This window comes from Pseudomonas sp. MIL9 (genome assembly GCF_016887925.1).
GTDB lineage: Bacteria > Pseudomonadota > Gammaproteobacteria > Pseudomonadales > Pseudomonadaceae > Aquipseudomonas > Aquipseudomonas mohnii.
Window position 1 is genome coordinate 37,781 of sequence record NZ_JAFEHE010000032.1, and the last position, 23,553, is coordinate 61,333.

Genomic DNA, 23,553 nt, shown 5'->3' on the forward strand with positions numbered 1-23,553 from the left:
AGGGCTGGTGTAAACGACCGTCCGCTCACCCAGTATACGCGGACGTTCCCAAGCATCGTGTACCGCACACCATCACGATGACGTCGAGCCCTGCGTTGACCTAGGGCCAGAGCGTTGATCGTAGCCGGGCGATGCCAGTGGTCATTTCAGGAGTGGATGATGGACAAGGAACAATCGGCTACCAAGATAACTGCCCCCAAGCCGCAAGACTTCCTGCGAGCGAGACGTCCGGAGCAGTTCTCGGACTCTGTAAAGCTACAGGAGGCGACTATCGATCGCTCCATGCTGGAGTACCACTTCGAGACCCTGAACAATCGGAGCCAAGAGCTTGAGTTCGAGATATTCGTAAGGAAGCTTTGTGAGCGAGAAATTTGTCCCAACTTGGTTGCCCAGACCGGCCCCACTGCGGGGGGAGACGGTAAAACCGATACCGAGACGTATCCTGTAGCTAGTCAAATCGCCTTTTTCTGGGGGTTAAACGAGACCCCGGAGTCCGAGCGATGGGCATTCGGTGTCAGTACGCAGAAAGATTGGAGGACAAAATGCAGAAAGGACGTCGAGAGCATCATGTCGACAGGACGTGGCTACGTGCGAATCTTCTGTGTCACCAGCCGTTTCATCAAGAACAGCTCCAGAGCAGAGCTTCAAGACGAGCTTTCCGAAAAGTATGACGTCAAGGTCACAATCCTCGATCGTACTTGGCTGCTTGATAAAACACTGCAGCCCGAGAATCAGCAACTTGCCATCGATCACCTAGGTCTTACAGGCAGCCTTGATAGCAAAATTCAGATTGGCCCATTCGACGCTGACAAGCAGATCCAGCTGGCAGATATCGAACGCCAGATCCAACAGATTGAAGATCTGGGCCGTTTGACGCTCTCCCAGGTCGACCTCTACACCAAGCGTGCCATCATCTACAAAGAGCTGGAACGCGATGCCATTGCTGTGGAGCATCAGTTCAATATCGCTGTGAGGACAGCGAAAAAATTTGGTACCCAGAGGCAGCACTTCGATGCCCTCTATCAGCTGACATGGGCCGCGTACTGGTGGCTGGAAAATGCCGAGCTCTTTGAGGAAACCTTTGAGAAAACACTCGGCGTGGCCCAAGAGACCGGCAACGTTGAGGTATGGGAGAAGGTCGTAACGTTGTTTAATCTGGTTGTCACCACTCATAGGGACGGCAAGTGCACCCTCGATGTGGACTCAATTGAAGCCACCATTCGAGAGAAGCTGAACTCGATAGCCGACGACGCGGATATGATCAGCGGCGCATTGCAAGCCAAGACCTCTTTAGCACTACTGGATTTATTGGCTGCTGAAAACGAGGAGCAGATCAATAATATCTTCAGGTCTTTGGGCACCATCGCTGATAGCGCTCATAAGCTGATTGGTTACCCTATGGCTCGCCTCGTTAACTTACTGGAAGCTCTCGATGTGGCCTTCGGAGATCTCAAGGCCTATGAGGATCTAATGGATAAGCTCATCGATGATACCGGTGCACGGGAGAACAGCCGGATAAAGGCGGATAAGTACCTGAGGCGAGGAGCGCTGAGCAGCGATAAACAGGATTATTACAGGGCGATCAAGTGCTTCGGGTTGTCCCTGTATGGGCTGTATAGCAGTGAAAGCAAGAAGGAAATGTTCGCTGCCCTTTATATGTTGTCCCATGCATACGAGAAGCAGGGCCTGCTCTGGGCTGCGCGAGGAGCAGCGCTGATGGCAGCTTACCTTGTCACCGCTGATGCTTTGAAGGAGCAACGAAGCAATGACAAGCAAGCCGCAATTTACCAACGACTCATGTGGATTGAAGGTCAGCTGGGTCGCTTGGGTCAATCATTAACTTGGTACCACCTCGCTCAACTGATCTCTCACACGCTGGATGGAGATCCGTGGACAGAAAATCAGAAAATGAGTTATGAGGCTCTGATTGGTAAGCTATTTCTCAATGCCAATTTTTCAGACATTGAAAGACTAGCCTGGCTGCCGGACAAGCTGAATCAGTTGGATCTGGGGCTTAGTGCCGATGCGCTATTGGTTTGCTTAGGTCATGAAGATAAAGCGGGGCCCGAGGGTGAGCCAATTGACCTTCATTTTATGAACATGTGGCGCAGTATTGATATGGGCGCTCCGGTGGCTCCGCTCGACCTCTATCTAGAGCGCTGGACGACCATAAGCTCCTACATCCTGGGTTGTAAGGTGTCCGTATCCTTCCCGGTGAAATCCCCTTGCATTGAGTTAGCGCAGCAATTGCTGGCTGTACTGGAAAGCTTCTGCGCACCGATGATGGCAGACCATGCAGCAGCTACTCTGCCCGCCGTGAACATTGATATCTTATTGGAAGATGAAGATGACTTCATACTGCAGCACAGTTTTGATACCGCTGCAGTGGTGACTTCTGCTGAGATTCTCTGCTCGCCGTTCAGCATTGCCAATTTAACCGACGAGCAACGAGATGCAGTCAGGCAGTTTTATAATGAGTTCTGCCTTCGTTTTGTTACTATAATTTGTCCTCAAATTGGCTGGTCGAAACTCGAAGAAATGCTTCGCGACGATAAAGCCTTGGAGCGAGCAGTTGTCTTCAATTGTAATATAGGGTTGGATGGTTATTTCATGGGGCGTGATTCTGTCCCAGGGATCGGATCTCATCAGGATGCTACATTCGAATTGCACAAGCCAACCCGGCGCGTGACTTGGTTTGAACATCACAAAATTGAGCCTATGGATTGGCGCCCTAAATCTGATGTGTCCGAGGAGCGTCCAAAACATCCTTTCCAATTTTCAACCCTTAAACATAGAGAGTTGAAGATTTCATCTATCATTCAGGTCAGCCTATGGAATCAAGCTGGGTGGAGGGGAGTGGGTTTTCAAGGAGGCGGACGGGAGATTCCTGCCATTGTATTCCTATTTGAAAACCCTGAGGTTGGGGGAAGGATTTTTTCAAACATCGCTAAAACTGTTGGTGACAAAGATCCTAACAATAAACTGCGTATTGCACTCATACGCGGAATTAGCAAACAGAACCCTGCGCACTATCGAGTAGTGGTTACAAATAATCTTGACCGGAATGATGATGACTCATCGAGTATTCATTCGGCCTTGTCCAGAATTCTTACAGTGACACCGGATTCTTCCTTGAATCTTGACAGGTTCTTGAATGATTATGAAATCTACAAAAGGTGCTATGTCATCACAGTAAATGCTCAGGGGAAACCCACGCATCATTTGTCAACTTCAGGAGTTGTAGTTATAAATGCCTGGGAAATTGATGATAACCACCTAGAGATTTCGGCTATCCAACCTGATGACGATGTGTTGATACCGGAGGGTATGGATAATCCCCCGATCAGCCGGGCTTTGGCGAGGATTCGTTCATCAGAAGACTGGAAGGCATAGACACCTGAGGTTGGTTAACCCAGGTGTGCACGAGCGGCGCCTGGGGGCATTCTGTACTTGTCGCAGTCACGGATGCGCTTTGCTCTAGGCCTCATTCATAGTGCAGCTCACCGTCTCCGCTGGGGGACGCGGCGGATGGATACTTCCGATCAATAGGATGTGTGTCCTTTTTCGATTACAGGCAGCACGAGACCAAGGAATGGAGGAAATTTCACCGGTGCTGCGAACCCAACAAGGTGATCCATCACGATGATCCCGCCGTCGTTATGTTTCTCGGAACGGAGCATCATGACAAATTGCTGGATTGGACGGGCTGGAAAGAGCATACCCATCGAAGCGTAGCCCCTCATGTGGAAGTCGGGTTCCCCGGTCAGGTCGAGTTACACATGATCACTGAGGTTCGTATATGGACGCACGGTGACCCGGAGCGCGCGCGAGCGGAAGAGCTTGTGATACAAAAAGCGCTGGAAATGCATGCGCGTTCACGATCCCGCTGATTGCACGTTCCGGCTAGCCTCAATAAATCTCCCCAGGTGACTTGGGGAGGGGACTGGCATTACGACGGCTCAACTCTGAGTTTGGTGTCTGGTGACGGTCAAGTCGAACGCAAGCAGGGGGACAGTTGGAACCCGACATTCGTTGGGCCGTTGTCGTCGTTATTCATTATGCCATCTCATATGCTCCGAAGAGGCTGCGCTGGCATACTGGAAGCTGAACGCTCATCCCCCTACAACACGCATGGAAGACGACAGATGTCCCAACTGAATCGCTATCGCGAGCTGGAAGCCCAGTTGGCCATTCAACTGCAGCAGCTCGAAGAGATGAAGAATAGCGACTCGCTCAAGAAAGAAATCGAGTTTGAGGAAAAGCTTCGGGCGCTGATGGGGGAGTACGGGGTCAGCCTGCGCAACATCATCAACATCCTAGGCCCACACGCTTCCCGTCTGACCACAGCTGTCGCAGGTTCGCAGAAAGGCACTCGGGCGCCTCGTGCCCTCAAGCGCTACAACAACCCAAACACGGGCGAGGTTGTTGAAACCAAAGGCGGCAATCACAAGACCCTGAAGGCCTGGAAAACAGAGCACGGCTCAGACACTGTCGAAAGCTGGCTCCAATAAGCGTCTAATTGGGCCAAGAAAGCGATACGCCATAGATAGTTGACTTTACATAAGGGATTAAAATGGAAGCCGCTCCAGTTAATATCGTCCAGTATTTTGATGGATCGAAACAAGGCGTTATTCCGCTATTTCAGCGCCCGTATTCATGGGTTCCAGATAACTGGCAGACGTTGTGGGATGATGTCATGGCTCAATACGATGAGCAGGAACCATCCTCCCACTTTATGGGCGCCTTGGTTACGGTTCCCGTCAAGTCGGTTCCAGTTGGGGTGACCAAGCATCTGGTGATTGATGGACAACAGCGCTTAACCACAATCTCTATATTTTTGGCTGCGATTCGAGATAAGGCAAACAAAGCATCAGACAGCTCCACTGAAGGAATTATTGGGGATTTGCTTGTAAATAGGCACTATAAAAATCCTGATGATTTGAAATTGGTTCCGACCCAGGCAGATCGTGCTGCATATAACGCACTGATTCATCAGAAAGACCTGACGGATTATGAAGAGTCGAAAGTTATTCAGGCATATCGCTTTTTCCTGAAGAAACTAGAAGGTTTTGACGAAGAAAACCTGCCGCTCTCGCCTGTAAAAATCTTGCAGACAATTCAGCAGACGCTTCAGGTGGTAATGATAAACTTGAGCGAAAGCGATGACCCTTATCTTATTTTTGAGAGCCTTAACCATAAAGGCAAACCGCTAAATCAAGCTGACTTGGTACGTAACTACGTGTTGATGCGTTTTCGGCATTCAACGGTATCGGGCGGCGAGCAGGAAGCTGTGTATTTCGACCTATGGCATCCTATGGAAACAAGCCTCAATGAATCGATGACTGATTTCCTTAGGCACTATGCCATGCGTAATGGCAGCAATGTCCGAAAGGGCGAGATATATATTTCTTCCAAGAGAGAGTTCCTAAACTCTAATTCATCAGAGGAAGTCCGGGAAAAGCTTATAGAAATGAAACGCTACGCTATGGCCTACTGCAAGTTCCTGAGCCCCGATGAGGAGAGCAATAGCAACCTAGGCAAGCGATTTCAAGGCATCCAAGACCTTGACCAAAAAGCTGCGTATCCCTTCCTGCTTCGGCTGTACCGAAGTTGGGAGCAGCAAGTCTTTGGCGATGCAGCCATGATCCAGTGTTTGGATCTACTGGAATCATTCTTTGTACGCCGTTCGGTATGCGCCGTTCCAGCAAACAGCTTGAACAAACTCATTTTGGAGCTTTGCCAGGATTTGCCAGCACACGATCCCCACATCTGGCTTCGTGAAACGCTCCTTAAATGGTCTGGCAATCGCCGATGGCCTACAAACGATGAGTTTGCCGACGCGATCGTCAACCAGAAGATCTACGAGCGCCCTCGCATAGCCAGGTATGTTCTTATCGCCTTGGAAGAAGCATTTATGCACAAGGAGGTAGTGGACACCACGTCAGCTACGATCGAGCACGTGATGCCCCAGACCCTTAGCGATGAATGGAAGGTGGCCATCCAAGGTGACTACACCGCAATACATGATAAATGGTCAGACACTATTGGTAATCTTACCCTTACTAGCTACAACTCTGAGCTAGGCAACATGCCATTTGAGGAAAAGAAGAACCTGCTAAAAAACACACACTTTGAACTGACCCGCTGGATAAACTCTCAGGATACATGGGATGCCAGCCAGATTGAGGAGCGGGCCAGAACTTTGTCCGATATGGCACTCGCGCGTTGGTCGCGTGATTAAGTCAAGTGGCCCAGATTGCCGGATTAAACATTTGTATCCGGCAGTAGTTAATATTTATTGCTCAAGGTCAAGCGCATATGCACTCAGCGAATACCCAAGCAGACAGAATTCTAGATCGACTATTTGCGTCAGGCTTTGTCACTAGCGCCAATGATTCTTTGGATGTTTTTTCTATTAGTTCTATGGCGGTAGTAACAGATAAAAATGGAACTTCCATTCCCCTATCGCAATGGCTCATTGACAATGAGTTCGCATCTTGGGATTTTAATTTTAATAGCTCTACCGCTAGGTATTTCGCAAGTAAGTGGATTTCCTCTGAAGGCGAAAAGGTATTGTTTAGGCCAGTAAATCTATTTCCCCCTACCTGGTATTCGCCTGAAATCGATCCATCAATCATACTTGAATTAATCACCTATCTAGATAAATATACTCCAGTTTCCTTTGATCAGTTACAAGTAATCGAACCTGAGCATGGAGTTTTGGCATGGCACGATAACAGTACAGGATTAATGTGGGATGCAGGAAGGATCTGCAATAAGGGGAAAAGCTCTACTGACAATCCTCCAGGAATGCTAAACAAAATAAAGTATGCAGGTTACGATGACTGGAGATTGCCAACAATAGCGGAGCTCAAAACATTAGTAACTGAAGATGTTTCAAGAGGCAAGCATATAAAGTCGCCTCTGTCTGCTATGACGCTAGGGCCTATCTGGACGAAATCTACCGATGATGACAAGTATGCCTTCGATTTCTCAAGCCTAGAAACATTGATAGATTATTACTATAAAGATAATACAGTGTATGCTTACGATCTTAGCGTTAGGGGGAATTTTACAGCGTGCGAGGAAATTGCACTAAACCCTGTGCTTGATTGGGCCATGAAGTATGATGTACGAATACCAGTTGAGCCGGAAAGCTTAAAATCGTTGCGCAAGTTGCATATAATTGGCGCTAAATATCTTAAGGTTGAGTTTATTCCTTTTGAGTTATCTCAGCTTGTCCACCTAGAAGAAATATTAATTTACGTTGATGCAGAGATCATTCCTAAATTTATATGGACTTTCCCTAATCTGAAACGTTTAGATATCTCAGCCAGCGGAGATCTCTCAATGGTTGTAATCTCACCAACTATTGAACATTTGGCTCTGCACGGCGCTGTAACCAAATTGCCCGAATGCTTAAATCAGCTTTCTAATCTAAAAACTTTGGTCTTGGATTTAAGGCAATCGGTAGTAAATGACCTGGCCGCTGCAGAGCTTCTTCAGGGCTTTGTTGAAAACGGTGGAGACTTGTCGTTGCTCTCATATATGAAATATGAAGATTTTGGATTGGTCAAAGACACCGCGAGCAACAAGGTAAAAGTTGCATAGACAAATTAGTTCACAAGCCCAAATCGATGGCTATGAGTGCATCCATTCGAGCTCATGAAAGCCCCTGAGCCTCACGCCTGTCAAGCACTTCAGCCTTGATGAGGATCAGTCGGACAGAGTCGCTCATTCCCGCCAGGGCCTACCTAGCCTCCTGCGGTGGGGTAGCCTGGGCAGCCGGCTCAAGTTCCGTGAGCTCATTGAATGGCCACACCCTAGATCCGCACGTGCTAGGTCAGAGCACTTACTGGTGTGAGAGTTGATGGCCGTCTTGCTGTAGGGAGTGGCGATTTCGGGGCTACGAGAGGTTGCTGAACCCCAGGTATGCAAGGGGCTCGACCAGTTTTGCCCAGTGGCTCGTGAGTTGCTTGCAATTTTTTACGTACTATGCAATATTATAATTGCACAGTCAGTAAAGTCCTATAGAAACTCCTGAATACGCCGTAGTGTGCAAAAAAGCCGTAGGATGAACACCGTGGGCACGCCGTTCAACCTCACCGAAGGCGCCGCGCTGCTGAGCCTGATCGGTCGCCTGACCGGCTACACGCCGCGCTGGTTCACCTATTTCATCGGTGACGCTCACGTCTACGAAAACCACCTGGACATGCTCAACGAGCAGCTCAAGCGCGAGCCGTTCCCGATGCCGAAACTGGTGATCAGTGATCGTGTGCCGGAGTTTGCCAGGACGGGTGTGTACCAGCCGGAATGGCTGGAATTGGTCGAGCCGGGCGATTTCTCGCTGGAAGGCTACGAGCACCATCCGCCGATGACGGCGCCGATGGCGGTCTGAAGCCGTACGCTGTACCCCTGTAGGAGCGAGCCTGCTCCGGGCGGCGTTCCGACGATGAACTCAATGACGACGCATTCTTTCAGGCAATACGCGTTATCGTTCACGTCCATCGCGAGCAGGCTCGCTCCTACAGGGGGTAAGCGGTGTGTTCAGTGGCCGTGACTACGACCCACATGTGAATGCTCAACCTCCGTCGCCACCACCCCGCCACTCACTTCCAGCCGCTGCAAAATCCCGCACTGATCGATGTCCGGCCCTTCGCCACAGCGTTGGCGCAGGTCGAGCAGTTGTGCCTGTAGCGCGAGCAGCCCGTCGATCCGCGCCTTGACGTGGTGGATGTGTTCGTCGATCAACGCATTCACGCTTTCGCACTGATCCTGCGGACTGTCGCGCAAAGCCAGCAGGCTGCGGATTTCTTCGAGGGTCATGTCGAGGGTGCGGCAATTGCGGATGAAGGTCAGGCGCTCGGCGTGGGCCTGGGTGTAGACGCGGTAGTTGCCGTCGCTGCGGGCCGGCTCCGGCAGCAGGTTTTCGCGCTCGTAATAGCGGATGGTTTCCACGGCGCAGTCGGTGAGTTTCGCCAACTCTCCAATCTTCATGACGGCAATCTCCAAATGGGTGCTTGACCCTATAGTGGCTACAGGGTCTTTACTTGGCAACAGGCACCTTCATGGACGCGACCCAATGAGCGATTCCCTTCACACCCACAAACCCGAGACTGATCACGATCACGATCACGATCACGATCACGATCACGATCACGATCACGATCACAGCCACAAGCTGCAGCCTGTACAGAAGCATGAACATGGCGGTCACGGCGATTCCTGCTGTTCCGCCAAAGTGGCGGCGCCGTCGCTGGTCAAATTGAGCGAAACGCCGACCGCTGGCGCGCGGCTGAGCAGTTTCCGCATCGAGGCCATGGACTGCCCGACCGAGCAAACGCTGATCCAGAACAGGCTCGGCAAGCTGGCGGGTGTGCAGCAGCTGGAATTCAATCTGATCAACCGGGTGTTGGGCGTGACCCACGACCTGCCGAACACCGCACCGATCATCGATGCCATCAAGTCCCTCGGCATGCAGGCCGAGCCGCTGGAGCAGGGCGTTGAAGCGCCAGCCCCGGCCGTCGAGAAAAAGCCCTGGTGGCCCTTGGCGCTGTCCGGCGTGGGCGCATTGCTGGCCGAAGTCATTCATTTCACCAGTGCCGCGCCGAACTGGGTGGTAGCGATCATTGCGCTGGTGTCGATCCTCAGCGGCGGGCTGGGTACTTACAAAAAGGGCTGGATCGCCCTGAAGAACCTCAACCTGAACATCAACGCGTTGATGAGTATCGCGGTGACCGGCGCGATCCTCATCGGGCAGTGGCCGGAAGCGGCCATGGTGATGTTCCTGTTCACCGTGGCCGAGTTGATCGAAGCCAAGTCCCTCGACCGCGCGCGTAACGCCATCGGTGGTTTGATGCAGATGGCCCCGGAGCGGGCCACGGTGCAGCAGGCCGACGGCACATGGATCGAACAGGACGTCAAAACCATTGAACTCGGTGCACGGGTGCGCGTACGCCCCGGTGAGCGCATCGGCCTGGACGGCGAGGTGCTGTCCGGCACGTCGACCATCGATCAGGCGCCGATCACTGGCGAAAGCCTGCCGGTGGAGAAAACCGTCGGCGATAAAGTGTTCGCCGGCACCATCAACCAGGCCGGTTCCCTGGAGTACGCCGTGACGGCCGCCGCGAATCATTCGACCCTGGCGCGGATCATCCACGCCGTCGAACAGGCCCAGGGCGCGCGGGCGCCGACCCAACGATTCGTTGACCAGTTCTCGAAAATCTACACACCGGCCGTGTTCATCCTGGCCCTGGCGGTGGCCGTCATCCCGCCGTTGTTCATGGGCGCGTTGTGGTTCGACTGGATCTACCGCGCACTGGTATTGCTGGTGGTGGCCTGCCCGTGCGCGCTGGTGATTTCGACGCCGGTGACCATCGTCAGTGGCCTCGCCGCCGCGGCGCGCAAAGGCATTCTGGTGAAGGGCGGCGTTTATCTGGAGGGTGGTCACAAGCTCGATTACCTGGCCCTGGACAAGACCGGCACCATCACTCATGGCAAACCGGTACAGACCGATTACCTGTCTCTCGATCCCGTTGCCGCAACGTTGGCCCCGGCCCTTGCCGCAGCGCTGGCCGGTCGCTCGGATCACCCGGTGTCTCTGGCCATCGCCAATGCGGCTGTGGATAAACAGCTCGCGCCGCTGACTGTGGATAACTTCGAGGCCCTGGCCGGGCGCGGGGTGCGCGGGGAGGTGGGCGGACAGGTCTATTACCTGGGTAACCACCGGCTGGTGGAAGAGCTGAACCTCTGCTCGCCTGAATTGGAAGAAAAACTGTTCGCGCTGGAAAAACAGGGCAAATCCGTGGTGCTGTTACTGGATCAGACCGGCCCATTGGCGCTGTTTGCCGTGGCAGACACGGTGAAGGACTCCAGCCGTGAAGCGATCCAGCAACTGCATGACCTGGGCATCAAAACCCTGATGCTCACTGGCGACAACGTGCACACCGCTCAGGCCATTGCGGCTCAAGTCGGTATCGACGCGGCCAAAGGCGATCTGTTGCCGACCGACAAACTGCAAGCCATCGAAGCGCTTTATGCACAGGGCCACCGCGTCGCAATGGTCGGCGACGGCATCAACGATGCGCCAGCACTGGCCCGCGCGGAAATCGGTTTCGCCATGGCCGCCGCTGGTACCGACACCGCCATCGAGACCGCCGATGTCGCCCTGATGGACGACGATCTGCGCAAAATCCCGGCGTTCATTAGCCTGTCACGGCAAACCTCGAGCATCCTCAAACAGAACATCGCGTTGGCGTTGGTCATCAAAGCGGTCTTTCTTGGGGTAACCTTCGCCGGGCTCGCTACCATGTGGATGGCGGTGTTCGCCGACATGGGCGTGAGCCTGTTGGTGGTGTTCAACGGTTTGCGCCTGTTGCGCAAGTAGAAGAAGAGGGGCGGGTGTGCTGAGTGCCGAGCTTAAGGCTTTTTACATGGTGGCCCGCCTGGGCAGCATTACCCTGGCGGCGAAAAAGCTCGGCCTGAGCCAACCGACGGTGACGACGCAGATTCGCAACCTCGAGAGTCAGTACTCGGTAGAACTGTTCTACCGTGGCGGCCGCCGCCTCAGCGTCAGCGACGAGGGCGCGCGGCTGTTGCCGATGGTCAAGGCGCTGATGCAGCAGGAAGCCGACATCGAGTTTTTCCTGCGCAACAGCGGCCAGGTTCAAGGCGCGCTGCGCATCGCGGCCACGGCGCCGTATTACATCCTCGATCTGGTGAAGACCTTTCGCGAGCGTCTGCCCCAGGTGGAAGTGTCGGTGGAAATCGGCAACTCGCAACAAGTGCTCGAAGCGCTAGAGGAGTATCGGGTCGATGTCGCGGCATCCTCGCAACTGCTGGAGGATGCGCGGTTGATTCGCCGGGTGCTTGGCAGCGATCCGCTGGTGCTGGCGGTGCATCGCAATCATCCGCTGGCGGTGCACGATCATGTGCCGCTCAGGGCACTGGCGGGGCACACTTTGCTGATGCGAGAACCGGGCTCGACCACCCGTCGCCTGACCGAGGAACTGCTCGCTGGCGCAGGCGTGTGTTTCGGGCCGTTGCTGGAGATTGGCAGTCGCGAGTCGATCCGTGAGGCGGTGCTGCGCAACATCGGCATCAGCATCATTGCCCGCCAGGAAGTCCCCCATGACCCGCAGCTGCGGGTGCTGACCATCGAGAATGCACCGCAGATCCCCGAGTATTTGTACTGCCTTAAAGAGCGGAAAAACGCACGGCTGCCAGCGGCGTTTCTGGGGCTGGCGCAGGAAATGGCGCCGGCCTGAGAGTTGTGTTGCCTGTGCTGGCCTCTTCGCTGGCAAGCCAGCTCCCACAGGTGTCGTTGGTGTTCATAAGATCTGTGTTCACTGGAGAACCCTGTGGGAGCGGGCTTGCCCGCGAAGGCGTCGGCCCGGACAACACATCACCTGAACCAAAATCCTCGAATACCACTATCGGCCGTTTTTGCCCTACTGCCACATGACGGACTCATTACAATTCTAGGATGGCTCTCATCTGCCAGATGAGGCCCGTCCATGAACAACTCGATCGCAACTGCCCTGACCAACCCGGGCGCACCCATGAAAGTGCGTGGCGTCCAGAAACGCTTTGGCGCGTTCACTGCGCTGGATAACGTTTCCCTCGACGTGGCGGCCGGTGAGCTGGTGTGTCTGCTCGGCCCGTCGGGCTGTGGCAAAACCACCTTGCTGCGCTGCATCGCCGGGCTGGAAAAGCAGGACAGCGGCGAGTTGTACCTGGGTGATCGCGACGTTTCCCACCTGGCGCCCCAGGCACGGGACTACGGCATTCTGTTTCAGTCCTACGCACTGTTTCCCAATCTGACGGTCGAAGCGAACATTGCCTACGGCCTCGCCGGCAGTGGTCGCGATGAAATGCGCCGCCGGGTCGCTCAGATGCTGGAACTGGTCGGCCTGAGCGGCAGTGAGAAAAAGTACCCAGGCCAGTTGTCCGGTGGTCAGCAGCAACGGGTTGCCCTGGCGCGCGCCCTGGCACCGGCACCTTCGCTGTTGCTGCTGGATGAGCCGATGTCGGCTCTCGACGCTCGGGTCCGCGAGCATCTGTGCACGGAGCTGCGTCAGCTGCAACGCAACCTCGGCATCACCACCCTGATGGTCACCCACAATCAGGACGAGGCCATGCTGATGGCCGACCGCATTGCCGTGATGAATAACGGCAAGGTCGAGCAATACGCCACCCCACAGGAAATCTACAACCGCCCGGCCACGCCATTCGTGGCGGAGTTCGTCGGCCAGGGTAACTGGCTGCCCTTCCATCGCAGCGGTGACAGTCACGCCCGGGTCGGCGGCATGAACGTGCGCCTGGCCGATGGCAGCGCCAAAAGTGCTTCGGGGCGTTTGTTCTGTCGCCCTGAAGCGATCAACGTCAACCCGCCGGTGCATGAAGAAAACCTGTTCCCGGCCAAGGTTCGCGAAATCACCTTTCTCGGCAATCGCTGCCGCATGAGCTTCGAACTCGATCAACTGCCAGGGCACGCACTGCTGGCCGAACTGGCACCGGAAGCCATGCCGCGTCTGGGGTCGCAACAGATCATGGTCGCCTTGCCACCGCGCAGCCTGCAGGTCTTCGCCTGATGAGCGCCAATATCGCGCTGCCTCTGCCACACAAGCAGGTGCGGCAGACCTCCCGTGCCGAGATCGGCGATCGGTTGTTCGTGGTCGGCGGCAAAGTCCTTCTGTTGGTGTTGTTGGGCGTCGCGGTGTTGATGCCGTTGCTGGCGATTTTCTGGCGCGGGTTCAGTTCTGAAGCCGGGCAGGGCGGTGGCTGGATCGCCGCCAGGGAGCTGGTGACCAGCGAGAATTTCCACTGGTTGCTGGGCAATAGCCTGAAAGTTTCCCTCAGCGTCGCGGCCATCGTCGTACCGCTGGCCTACCTGTTTGCCTATGCCCTGCAACGCACCTTGATCCCGGCCAAGGGCATCTGGCGTGGCATTTCCCTGCTGCCCTTGATGGCGCCATCGATGCTGCCGGGGATCGCGCTGGTTTACCTGTTCGGTAACCAGGGCCTGTTGCGTGGCCTGCTCTCGGACAACATCTATGGCTTCTGGGGCATTGTGCTCGGTGAAGTCATCTACACCTTCCCACACGCCCTGATGATTCTGCTGTCGGCCTTGTCCCTGGCGGATGCGCGGCTGTTCGATGCCGCCTCCAGCATGGGCGCCAGTCCGGCGAAAGCCTTCCGCAGCATCACCTGGCCGGCGACCCGCCAAGCCGTATTCGCCGCGTTCTGCCTGGTCTTCACCCTGACCATCACCGACTTCGGCGTGCCCGTGGTGGTCGGTGGCGACTATCAAGTGCTGGCGCTGGAAGCCTACAAGGCCGTCGTCGGTCAGCAACAGTTTGGTCGCGGTGCGCTGATTGGCATGGTGTTGCTGCTGCCGGCGCTGTTCAGCTTCGGTGTCGATGCCTGGTTGCGCCGTCGCCACGGCGACTCCATGAGCGGGCGGGCCCAGGTGTTCAAGCCGGCGCCATCGAAGCGGCGCGACGGTTGCTACCTGGCCATCGTCCTGCTGATCAGTGCCGCGCTGTTGCTGGTGTTCGGCATGGCGGTGTTCTCCTCGCTGGTGAAATTCTGGCCGTACAACCTGTCGCTGTCGCTCAATCATTACCAGTTCAACGAAACCGCCGGCGGTGGCTGGCTGGCCTATGGCAACAGCCTGAAGATGGCCCTGGGCACGGCATTGATCGGCAGCCTGCTGATCTTCACCGGCGCCTACCTGATGGAAAAGACCAAGGGGCAGCGCGGCCTCAACCTGACCCTGCGCATGCTCAGTTTCGTGCCGATGGCCGTGCCGGGCCTGGTGCTGGGGTTGGGGTACGTCTTCTTCTTCAACCTCACCGGCAACCCGCTGCATGTGCTCTACGGGACCATGACGCTGCTGATCGTCTGCACCATTGCTCACTATTTGACCACCGCGCAAATGACCGCCACCACCGCGCTGCGCCAACTCGACGCCGAGTTCGAAGCCGCCGCGCTGTCGCTCAAGGCGCCGCTGTACCGGCACTACCTGCGCGTCACCGTGCCGATCTGCCTGCCGGCGCTGCTGGACATCGTGCGCTACCTGTTCGTCTCGGCCATGACCACCGTCTCGGCGGCGATCTTCCTCTACAGCCCCGACACCATCCTCGCGGCGGTGGCGGTGCTGAACATGGATGACGCCGGCAACGTCGGCGGCGCAGCGGCGATGTCGACCCTGATTCTGTTCACCTCGGCGGGCGTGTCGCTGCTGCTGGCCTGGGCTTCGCGCGGCTTGCTGCGCCGCTCCCAGGCCTGGCGGCAGACCGCGCCCGGTCATTGATTGCGTACAACCCCGTCAACTCAAAAACAGGAAAAGATCATGTTCAAGCCTATGGCCCTGGCCGCTGCTGTCCTCACCGCTTTCAGCCTGAACGCCTATGCGGCGAAAACCGAGTTGACGGTGTACACCGCCCTCGAAGCTGAACAGCTGACCGCCTACAAGGCAGCGTTCGAAAAGACCAACCCGGACGTTGAAATCAAGTGGGTGCGTGACTCCACCGGGATCATCACCGCCAAACTGCTCGCCGAAAAAGCCCGCCCACAAGCTGACGCGGTCTGGGGTCTGGCTGCTTCCAGCCTGGCGATCCTCGATCAGCAAGGCATGCTGCAAAGCTACGCGCCAAAGGATCTGGGCAAGATCGGCGGCAACTACCGCGACGCCGCCAACCCGCCTGCCTGGGTCGGCATGGACGTCTGGGCTGCAACCATCTGCTTCAACACCGTCGAAGCCGAGAAGCAGGGCCTGAGCAAGCCAGTGAGCTGGCAAGACCTGACCAAGCCTGAGTACAAAGGCAAGATCGTGATGCCGAACCCGGCTTCGTCCGGCACCGGTTTCCTCGACGTCAGCGCCTGGCTGCAAACCTTTGGCGAGAAGCAGGGCTGGGCCTACATGGACGGCCTGCACCAGAACATCGGCCAGTACGTTCACTCCGGTTCCAAGCCGTGCAAACTGGCGGCCGCCGGCGAGTTCCCGATTGGTATTTCCTTCGAGTACCCGGCCGTACAGCTCAAGCGCCAAGGCGCGCCGCTGGACATCATCCTGCCGAAAGAAGGCCTGGGCTGGGAAATTGAAGCCACCGCCGTGATCAAAGGCACGCCACACGAAGACGCAGCGAAGAAACTCGCGGACTTCTCGGCCAGCCCGGAGGCCATGGAGCTCTACAAAGAGAACTTCGCCGTCCTTGCACAACCGGGCATCGCCAAGCCGCAGACCGAGTTGCCGGCCGATTATGAGCAGCGCCTGATCAAGAACGACTTCGCCTGGGCTTCGAAAAACCGCGACGAGATCCTGACCGAATGGCGCAAGCGCTATGACGGCAAGTCCGAGAAAGTCGTGGCCAAGTAATCTTCATCGGCTGACAGGGCCTCTTCGCGAGCAGGCTCGCTCCCACATTGGAATGCGCTCTCCTGTGGGAGCGAGCCTGCTCGCGAAAGCGGTCTCGAATTTAAGGTATCTCTTAATGACACAACACAACGACATGCTGATCGTCGGCGCCGGCATCCTGGGTTTGTCCCACGCGTATGCCGCCGCCAAACGCGGTCTCAAGGTCACGGTTTTCGAACGCAGCGAAACGCCCGTCGGCGCTTCGGTGCGTAACTTCGGCCAGGCGCTGGTCACCGGCCAACCGCCGGGTCCGATGCTGGAGCTGGCCCGCGCCAGTCGCGGCATCTGGGGCGACTGGGCGCAACTCGCCGGCTTGCAACTCAAGCGCAATGGCTCGTACCTGTTCGCCCGCACCGAGGCCGAAGAACAGTTGCTTGAAGCCTTCTGCCAGGGCCGCGCCGTTGAACACGGCTACCGCGTCGACTTGCTGCGCGGCGCTGCATTGCGCGATCTGTACGACGGCCAATTTCGCCACCACCGCGCCGCGTTGCACGGCATGGACGACCAGCAGCTGTATTCGCGCGAAGCGATTCCGGCGCTGATCGATTTCCTGCGCCGCGACCTGGGCGTCGAGTTCCACTTTTCCACGCTGGTGCGCGATATCGAGCCGGGTCGCTTGCACAGCACGGCCGGCAGTTTCAGCGCCGGGCAGATCATTGTCTGTTCCGGCCACGATTATCAGACCTTGCTGGCCGAGCAGATCGCTGAACTCGATCCGCAAATCTGCCGCCTGCAAATGCTCCGCGCCCGACCGCAAATCAAGCTGAACCTGCAACACGCCTTGCTCACCGGTTTGAGTTGCGTGCATTACGGCGCCTTCTCCAATTTGCCGGAAGCGGCGGCGGTGCGGGCGGAGATCCTGCGGGACGCGCCGCATCTGCACGAAAACGGCATTCACCTGCTGATCAGCCCGACGCCCTATGGCGAGCTGATCATCGGTGACTCCCACCATTACGGCCGCGATCCATCGCCCTTCAATGCCGAACAGGTCGACGACTGGATGATCGAGCTGGCCGAACAGACGCTGGGCTGCAAGGTGCAAGTGGTTGAGCGCTGGCAGGGTGTCTATGGTTCACGGGGGCCGGGGCCGTTTTCGTTCCTGCGCCCGGCTGATGGTCTGAGTGTGGCGTTGATGCACACCGGCGTCGGCATGAGCGTCGGGCCGGCGATGGCCGAGCGCAACGTGGCCACTGTTCTGGGAGAAATCTGATGGCGCGTCATGAGCAAGTGATCGCCGAAGTGTTCGGGTTGTACGAGCGCTTTGGCGACAGCGATTACATCGGCGAGCCGGTGTCGCAGATCGAGCACATGTCCCAGGCCGCGCAGTGTGCGCTGGCCGAAGGCTTCGATGACGAAGTGGTGCTGGCGGCGTTCTTTCACGATATCGGGCATATCTGCAGCGAAGGCGCGGAGAACATGGGTGGTTTCGGCGTGGTCAGTCATGAGCGGCTGGGCGCCGACTACCTGCGCAGCGTTGGCTTCAGCGAACGCATGGCGCGTCTGGTGGAGTATCACGTTCAGGCCAAGCGTTATCTGACGCTCAGGGAGCCGGGGTATTACGAACGCTTGAGTGAAGCCAGTCGCCGGACCCTGGAGTATCAGGGCGGGGTGATGACCGAGGCGCAGGCCCAGGTGTTCGAACAGGATCCGTTGTGCGCGGTCAGTCTGCGCATGCGCCACTGGGATGAACAGGCCAAAGAGATGCATGTGCCGGTCATTGATCTGGCGGTATTGAAGGACAAGGCATCGCGGCTGTTGGCGGCGTAAACCGCTGGCACCGAGTCGCGGCCATCGCGAGCAGGCTCGCTCCCACATTGGATCTGTGACTGGCACCAATCCCCTGTGGGAGCGAGCCTGCTCGCGATGGCGTCAGACCAGACGCTATAAATCTTTTGCCAAGACTTCGATCTGTTCCTGCCGCTCCGCCTGATTCAACTTCGCATGGGGATTGAGCGACGACCATTGCGGATACGCCCGCGCCTTGTTCAAGGCTTCCGGCAGTTTGCCTTCGCGCCAAGTCTTGTCCTGGGGCGTGGCCACTTGAATGCTGTCCATCGCCGCGTGCCCTCGCGCGTCCAGCGCGTGCAGCAGTTGCCGTTGGCGTAGCGCCAATAACCGCAACACGCTGTCATCGACAGTCAGTTCGCGCTGCCCCTTGATCTTGCCCAACAACCGGCTACCGTAACTGCGCGCGGTTTGCAGGGCACCACCCGCGATGGCCCCGGCCAGTGCCGCTGCGCCTAGGGTCAGGCCGCCGACCAGCAAATCGACGCCAGCCCCGGCGGCGGCGCCGGCCGCGATTCCACCGCCGACCCGCACGCCCAGTTGCTTGAGGGTCTCGGGGTTGAACAGGTCATCGCCCCAGCGACCATCGAGCAGCGGCAGATCACTGGCCGCCGCATCCTGCGGGCGGAAAGCGTAGAGCGTGAGCAAGGCTTCGACGCAGCGCTGCTCCCGTTGACGCACGGCTTTGCGCAATTCGCCGATGGCCTGTTGTTCCTGCTCGGCATCACTGGCCACGCTGCGCCGGCACGCAGCGCAGTCGATCAACAACTCGGCGATCAAACGCAGCGCACTCTGCTGACGCGCCCGGCGTTGAGCCTGTTGGTCGGCAATCAAACGCTCCAGCTGCGGACGGGCATGTTCGAGCAGCAGCGCGAGGCTTTCATAGAGTCGGCGTTCGCCATCCTCGGGCGGTGCGACGCTGTCGAAACGCACCAGCGCATGCAGGCCGAGGCGCGCCAGGGCTTCGCGCCAGGCCGGTTCGCGGTGGTTGGCGCTGCTGACAAAATTCAGCACCGGCAGCAACGGTTTGCCACAACCGGCCAGCACTTCCAGTTCATCGCGGTACTTGGCCAGCACCGGCTCGCGGGCATCGATCACATAGAGGCCGGCGTCGCAGGCGAGCAATTGCCGCAGCACCTTGGCTTCCTGCTCGAAACGCTGTCGTGCTTCGCTGCCCTCGAGGAAGCGAGCCAGCCGGGCCGGGCCGTCGAGGCGTTCGCCGGGGCGCTCCAGGCGTTCGAGGTAATCGAGCAGGGCGATGGCGTCTTCCAGGCCGGGGGTGTCGTAGAGGTCGAGCAACGGCTCGCCGTCGACTGACAAGCGCGCGCCTTCGACGTGTCGCGTGGTGCTGGGGCGATGGGACACTTCACCAAAGCCGACGTCACGGGTCAGGGTGCGTAGCAACGAGGTCTTGCCGACATTGGTGTGGCCGACGACGGCGAGCTTCAGCGGTTTAGTCATGACCCGTCTCCAGCCAATTGAGCGGTGCGCAATCGGCAAACGGCAGCTCCAGTTGTTGCAACGCCACGTGCCAGTCGCCAAGGCGCTCGGCGTCCAGCGCTTCACCGGGTGGTGCTTGCAGCAACCAGACGCGGGTGGCGCTGGCGCTGCGGGCCAGTTCGGCGATCAGCGCAAGACTGCCGCGATCCGGCGAGCGCCGTGGATCGCAGGCGATGGCCAGGCGCGCAGGCGGGAAACGGCTGAGTTGCTCGAGGAGTTTGTGCCGCGACTCGCGACTGTCGAGGATGCCGGCGTTACTCACATTCTTCGGCAGTGGCGGCGGCCACGGACGCTGGTCGTCCAGTTCGATGGCCACCAACAACGCGCCATCGCTTTGCTGGTCGCTGACACCGCTTTCGACCCGATGAAGTTGCTCGGGCGCCGCATCACTGATGCCCAGGCGTTCGCTGGTCGGCATCAAGCGCTCGCGCAATTGCGCATAGCCGGGCAGATTCAAATCCAGGTGCAAGGACGCCTGGCCGGTTTTCCAGCGCCACAGACAAAAAGCGGCGAGCAGCAGGCGCGGCACAACGCCGTAGACCAGCAGCACGCCCACCAGCCAGGCGGCCCAGGCCTGGCGAGCGCTTTCGATATTGAGTGCGGCATCGCCACTGGCGCGGATCATTTCCACGGTCGGCACGCTGAACCCGAGCAAGGCCGGCAGCGCACCGAGGGTCTGGGTCACGCTGATGAAGGTGTCGGCGCCGAGAATGGTGGTCTCCCAGACGAAGCCATAGCGCCGGGTCGCCAGCAGCGTCAGCAGAATCACCAGCGCGCTGAGCATCGCCAGCAACCACAAGCTGTTGACCAGGACGCCGATGGCCCAGCGATTGAGTTTGTGTCGTTGCAACATCAGGATCAGGGCCGGTGCCAGTTGCGCGGCTTTGGCGTCGCGGGCGAGCTTTTCGCTGAGCCACAGCCACAAACGCCCGAGGCTGGCGCCATGTTCGCCGGCAAACACCAGGCCCAACGCCCAGCTCAACAGCAGGATCAGGTTCAGTCCGAGCAAACTGCCCAAGGCCCAGAACACATTGACCGGCATCTGGCCGTCACCCAGGGCGGCAAACGCCAGCCCGGCGCCACTGACCACGGCCAGCACGGCCAATACAAGCAGCGCCAGCCGTGCACCTTGCAGCCAGTGTTTGAGCGCGTCGCTCAGGCCATCGCGCTCGGCCAGCCACAAGGCGCGGCGTTGAATGCGTGTCGGCAAATCACCGCCGGCATTGCGGGCGAGGCGATTGGCTTCCAGATCCTCCAGAGGGCCGGCGTGCTCTTCGCGCAGGCGGATGGTTTCTGTCAGCCAGAGGTTGTTCAGTTCAGTCACGCGGCATCCCGTCGCTTGGATTGAGTCGTGAGCATAACCGCTGTAGCGCTTGTCGGGGGGCTACGTTGCGAGAAGCCGAGCCTCTGGTATCCTCGCCGGCATGACTAAATCACTCCCCCTCAGCCTGATCGCAGCCCTCGGTGAAAACCGTGTGATCGGCGTCGACAACAGCATGCCCTGGCACTTGCCGGGGGACTTCAAATACTTCAAGGCCACCACCTTGGGCAAGCCGATCATCATGGGTCGCAAGACCTGGGATTCCCTCGGTCGTCCGCTGCCGGGCCGCTTGAACATCGTGGTCAGCCGTCAGGCGGATCTGGTGCTGGAAGGCGCGGAGGTTTATCCGTCGCTGGAGGCTGCGGTGATTCGCGCAGAAGCATGGGCGAAGGAACAAGGCGTCGATGAGCTGATGCTGATTGGCGGCGCGCAGTTGTATGCGCAAGGGTTGGCGCAGGCCGATCGCCTGTACCTGACGCGTGTGGCGCTGAGCCCGGAGGGGGATGCGTGGTTTCCGGAGTTTGATTTGAACCAGTGGAAACTGGTGTCGAATGTGCCGAATCCGGCCGAAGGCGACAAACCGGCGTACACCTTCGAAGTCTGGGAAAAAGCTTAAAAGCTTCGCGAGCAGGCCCGCTCAGTCGTTGAAAGACTTAAGCCTGCGCCAACGCCGAATGCTCATCCGCATCCAGCAATTCTTTATCGGTCTGCTGCATCACCTGGCTGGTAATCGCCCCGGCCGTGATCGAACCACTCACGTTCAACGCGCGAACGGGTTTTGCGGGATGAACGACAGCAACAGTTGCGGCACATTCAGGTAGGCGACCTTGCCGGCGTAATCGGTCTGGATGGTTTGCAGACGGGCCACGGCGCTGAGGATCGAGGCGAATACCAGTGGGATCACGATCATTTGCAGCAACTGCACATAACCGTTGCCCACCAGATCGAACCAGCCGATCGAGGCTTTGAGCACCGGGTTACCGGCACCGTAGACCGTGTGCAGGGCCACGCCGAATGCCACGCCCAGCCCCAGTGCGAGCAGGACTTTTTTCGCCAGGCTCCAGTTGGAGCGGCGGGTTTGTGCCAGGCCCAGAAGCAGGGCGAGGAACACCAGCAGATTCAGAATCAGTGGCAGATTCATTGGAACTCCCGTTAGACATGTGCCAACTGCCTTGCGGGGCAGCTGCGAACCGGCAAGCCTAACAGCTTGATATCTAATGAATTAATATCAAAAACATCTCGTAACTGTCGTTTTTGGAATAAGCGCGTGTCGCTCTCGGAGAAGCAACTGGCGCGATAGGTACGTTGGCGGTCGCTGACAGACGAGGACTGTCACAGTTATTTGTTAGCGTCGATGTCTTTCTATCAGGGAGAAATGCCGATGAAGTTCGCACCGAAATTTCTGGCAGCAGCACTTTGCCTGGGTCTCGCCGGCCAAGTGTTTGCAACGGATCTTAAACACTGGCCAGCCGATCAGGCCAAGGCACTGGATGCGATGATCGCGGCCAACGCCAACAAGGGTAACTACGCGGTGTTCGACATGGACAACACCAGTTACCGTTACGACCTCGAAGAGTCCTTGCTGCCGTTCATGGAAAACAAGGGCCTGATCACCCGCGAGACCCTTGATCCCTCCCTGAAACTGATGCCGTTCAAGGACACCGCCGACCACAAGGAAAGCCTGTTCAGCTACTACTATCGCCTCTGCGAAGTCGACGACATGGTTTGCTACCCATGGGTTGCCCAAGTGTTCTCCGGCTTCACGCTGCAAGAACTCAAGGGCTATGTCGACGAGATGATGGCCTCCGGCAAACCGGTACCGGCCACTTATTACGATGGCGACGTGGTCAAGAACCTCGACGTCAACCCGCCGAAAATCTTCACCGGCCAGAAAGAGCTCTACAACAAGTTGATGGAGAACGGCATCGAGGTCTACGTGATGACCGCCGCCTCCGAAGAACTGGTGCGCATGGTCGCTGCCGATCCGAAGTACGGCTACAACGTCAAACCGCAGAACGTGATCGGCGTGACCACGCTGCTCAAGGATCGCAAGACCGGCGAACTGACCACCGCCCGCAAGCAAATCACCGCAGGCAAGTATGACGAGAAAGCCAACCTCGGCCTCGAATTGACCCCGTACCTGTGGACACCTGCGACCTGGATGGCCGGCAAGCACGCGGCGATCCTGACTTACATCAATGAGTGGAAAAAACCGGTCCTGGTCGGCGGCGACACCCCGACAAGTGACGGCTACATGCTGTTCCACGGGGTCGATGTGGCCAAGGGCGGCATTCACTTGTGGGTCAACCGCAAGGATAAGTACATGACCCAGATCCAGGGCATGATGGCCAAAAACGCCGCGGCCCAGGCCAAGGAAGGGCTGGCGGTAACGGCGGACAAGAACTGGGTGATCGTCAAGCCGGAAGAAATCCAGTAAGGATTTGCTTCACTGTAATTGAATGGACTCGCCCAAGCCGAGGCGTCTGTGCGCCACGGTGGCATTCTTATAGAAGCCAACGACAGCGAG

At 57.5% G+C, this 23,553-nt stretch carries 16 protein-coding genes and 2 pseudogenes; 14 read left to right on the forward strand and 4 right to left on the reverse strand.

What is annotated here, in order from left to right; translation table 11 throughout:
- The first annotated feature begins 159 nt into the window (after window positions 1-159).
- From JQF37_RS28515 to JQF37_RS28535, 5 genes and pseudogenes are all read left to right on the forward strand, one after another.
- Window positions 160-3,393 (forward strand): hypothetical protein, encoded by a 3,234-nt coding sequence (locus JQF37_RS28515; protein WP_204149898.1) that lies wholly within the window; start codon window positions 160-162, stop codon window positions 3,391-3,393.
- Between the two features lie 752 nt (window positions 3,394-4,145).
- Window positions 4,146-4,511: a histone-like nucleoid-structuring protein, MvaT/MvaU family gene (locus tag JQF37_RS28520; RefSeq protein ID WP_204149899.1), complete on the forward strand. Its 366-nt coding sequence runs from the start codon at window positions 4,146-4,148 to the stop codon at window positions 4,509-4,511.
- A 62-nt stretch (window positions 4,512-4,573) separates the two neighbouring features.
- Complete coding sequence (locus tag JQF37_RS28525; RefSeq protein ID WP_204149900.1) at window positions 4,574-6,241, forward strand: DUF262 domain-containing protein; 1,668 nt, start codon at window positions 4,574-4,576, stop codon at window positions 6,239-6,241.
- Between the two features lie 77 nt (window positions 6,242-6,318).
- Window positions 6,319-7,611: a DUF1566 domain-containing protein gene (locus JQF37_RS28530; protein ID WP_204149901.1), complete on the forward strand. Its 1,293-nt coding sequence runs from the start codon at window positions 6,319-6,321 to the stop codon at window positions 7,609-7,611.
- A gap of 472 nt (window positions 7,612-8,083) precedes the next feature.
- Window positions 8,084-8,398 (forward strand): annotated as a pseudogene (locus JQF37_RS28535) (thymidylate synthase); the annotation flags it as partial.
- A 149-nt stretch (window positions 8,399-8,547) separates the two neighbouring features.
- On the opposite strand, the gene cadR reads toward JQF37_RS28535, so the two are convergent.
- Entirely contained in the window at window positions 8,548-8,997 is a 450-nt protein-coding gene (gene cadR / locus JQF37_RS28540) for a Cd(II)/Pb(II)-responsive transcriptional regulator (RefSeq protein ID WP_090466519.1), read from the reverse strand.
- Window positions 8,998-9,082: 85 nt separating this feature from the next.
- Here cadR and JQF37_RS28545 point away from each other — a divergent pair, with 85 nt between their 5' ends.
- From JQF37_RS28545 to JQF37_RS28575, 7 genes are all read left to right on the forward strand, one after another.
- Entirely contained in the window at window positions 9,083-11,386 is a 2,304-nt protein-coding gene (locus JQF37_RS28545) for a heavy metal translocating P-type ATPase (protein WP_204149902.1), read from the forward strand.
- Between the two features lie 16 nt (window positions 11,387-11,402).
- The gene (locus JQF37_RS28550) at window positions 11,403-12,266 is read left to right on the forward strand and encodes a LysR family transcriptional regulator (RefSeq protein ID WP_130205813.1); all 864 of its coding nucleotides are present in this window, start codon (window positions 11,403-11,405) and stop codon (window positions 12,264-12,266) included.
- A gap of 249 nt (window positions 12,267-12,515) precedes the next feature.
- Window positions 12,516-13,592: a putative 2-aminoethylphosphonate ABC transporter ATP-binding protein gene (locus JQF37_RS28555; protein ID WP_130205815.1), complete on the forward strand. Its 1,077-nt coding sequence runs from the start codon at window positions 12,516-12,518 to the stop codon at window positions 13,590-13,592.
- Window positions 13,592-15,316, forward strand: coding sequence for a putative 2-aminoethylphosphonate ABC transporter permease subunit (locus JQF37_RS28560; RefSeq protein WP_130205817.1), 1,725 nt, complete (start codon window positions 13,592-13,594; stop codon window positions 15,314-15,316). Before JQF37_RS28555 ends, JQF37_RS28560 begins: the two co-directional genes overlap by 1 nt.
- A gap of 39 nt (window positions 15,317-15,355) precedes the next feature.
- Window positions 15,356-16,381 (forward strand): putative 2-aminoethylphosphonate ABC transporter substrate-binding protein, encoded by a 1,026-nt coding sequence (locus tag JQF37_RS28565; RefSeq protein WP_130205819.1) that lies wholly within the window; start codon window positions 15,356-15,358, stop codon window positions 16,379-16,381.
- A gap of 115 nt (window positions 16,382-16,496) precedes the next feature.
- Window positions 16,497-17,630, forward strand: coding sequence for a TIGR03364 family FAD-dependent oxidoreductase (locus JQF37_RS28570; RefSeq protein WP_130205821.1), 1,134 nt, complete (start codon window positions 16,497-16,499; stop codon window positions 17,628-17,630).
- Window positions 17,630-18,187 (forward strand): phosphonate degradation HD-domain oxygenase, encoded by a 558-nt coding sequence (locus JQF37_RS28575; RefSeq protein WP_130205823.1) that lies wholly within the window; start codon window positions 17,630-17,632, stop codon window positions 18,185-18,187. The genes JQF37_RS28570 and JQF37_RS28575 overlap by 1 nt, the downstream gene beginning before the upstream one ends.
- Window positions 18,188-18,301: 114 nt before the next feature.
- On the opposite strand, the gene JQF37_RS28580 is transcribed toward JQF37_RS28575, so the two are convergent.
- Window positions 18,302-19,666 (reverse strand): GTPase/DUF3482 domain-containing protein, encoded by a 1,365-nt coding sequence (locus JQF37_RS28580; RefSeq protein ID WP_130205825.1) that lies wholly within the window; start codon window positions 19,664-19,666, stop codon window positions 18,302-18,304.
- Window positions 19,659-21,029, reverse strand: coding sequence for a DUF2868 domain-containing protein (locus tag JQF37_RS28585; protein ID WP_130205827.1), 1,371 nt, complete (start codon window positions 21,027-21,029; stop codon window positions 19,659-19,661). The genes JQF37_RS28580 and JQF37_RS28585 overlap by 8 nt, the downstream gene beginning before the upstream one ends.
- A 100-nt stretch (window positions 21,030-21,129) precedes the next feature.
- On the opposite strand from JQF37_RS28585, the gene JQF37_RS28590 reads away from it, so the two are divergent.
- Window positions 21,130-21,642 (forward strand): dihydrofolate reductase, encoded by a 513-nt coding sequence (locus JQF37_RS28590; RefSeq protein WP_130205829.1) that lies wholly within the window; start codon window positions 21,130-21,132, stop codon window positions 21,640-21,642.
- A gap of 147 nt (window positions 21,643-21,789) precedes the next feature.
- Here the strand turns inward: JQF37_RS28590 and JQF37_RS28595 are convergent.
- Window positions 21,790-22,167 (reverse strand): annotated as a pseudogene (locus tag JQF37_RS28595) (cation:dicarboxylase symporter family transporter); the annotation flags it as partial.
- A gap of 240 nt (window positions 22,168-22,407) precedes the next feature.
- On the opposite strand from JQF37_RS28595, the gene JQF37_RS28600 reads away from it, so the two are divergent.
- Window positions 22,408-23,463, forward strand: a complete 1,056-nt coding sequence (locus JQF37_RS28600) for a haloacid dehalogenase-like hydrolase (RefSeq protein ID WP_130205831.1) — start codon at window positions 22,408-22,410, stop codon at window positions 23,461-23,463.
- The last annotated feature ends 90 nt before the right edge of the window (window positions 23,464-23,553 follow it).

What these genes read in the sequence shown, in the direction of transcription:
- JQF37_RS28515 (WP_204149898.1), top strand. Translation starts at nt 160, where the DNA reads ATGGACAAGGAACAATCGGCTACCAAGATAACTGCCCCCAAGCCGCAA.
- JQF37_RS28520 (WP_204149899.1), top strand. Translation starts at nt 4,146, where the DNA reads ATGTCCCAACTGAATCGCTATCGCGAGCTGGAAGCCCAGTTGGCCATT.
- JQF37_RS28525 (WP_204149900.1), top strand. Translation starts at nt 4,574, where the DNA reads ATGGAAGCCGCTCCAGTTAATATCGTCCAGTATTTTGATGGATCGAAA.
- JQF37_RS28530 (WP_204149901.1), top strand. Translation starts at nt 6,319, where the DNA reads ATGCACTCAGCGAATACCCAAGCAGACAGAATTCTAGATCGACTATTT.
- cadR (WP_090466519.1), bottom strand. Translation starts at nt 8,997, where the DNA reads ATGAAGATTGGAGAGTTGGCGAAACTCACCGACTGCGCCGTGGAAACC.
- JQF37_RS28545 (WP_204149902.1), top strand. Translation starts at nt 9,083, where the DNA reads ATGAGCGATTCCCTTCACACCCACAAACCCGAGACTGATCACGATCAC.
- JQF37_RS28555 (WP_130205815.1), top strand. Translation starts at nt 12,516, where the DNA reads ATGAACAACTCGATCGCAACTGCCCTGACCAACCCGGGCGCACCCATG.
- JQF37_RS28560 (WP_130205817.1), top strand. Translation starts at nt 13,592, where the DNA reads ATGAGCGCCAATATCGCGCTGCCTCTGCCACACAAGCAGGTGCGGCAG.
- JQF37_RS28565 (WP_130205819.1), top strand. Translation starts at nt 15,356, where the DNA reads ATGTTCAAGCCTATGGCCCTGGCCGCTGCTGTCCTCACCGCTTTCAGC.
- JQF37_RS28570 (WP_130205821.1), top strand. Translation starts at nt 16,497, where the DNA reads ATGACACAACACAACGACATGCTGATCGTCGGCGCCGGCATCCTGGGT.
- JQF37_RS28575 (WP_130205823.1), top strand. Translation starts at nt 17,630, where the DNA reads ATGGCGCGTCATGAGCAAGTGATCGCCGAAGTGTTCGGGTTGTACGAG.
- JQF37_RS28580 (WP_130205825.1), bottom strand. Translation starts at nt 19,666, where the DNA reads ATGACTAAACCGCTGAAGCTCGCCGTCGTCGGCCACACCAATGTCGGC.
- JQF37_RS28590 (WP_130205829.1), top strand. Translation starts at nt 21,130, where the DNA reads ATGACTAAATCACTCCCCCTCAGCCTGATCGCAGCCCTCGGTGAAAAC.
- JQF37_RS28600 (WP_130205831.1), top strand. Translation starts at nt 22,408, where the DNA reads ATGAAGTTCGCACCGAAATTTCTGGCAGCAGCACTTTGCCTGGGTCTC.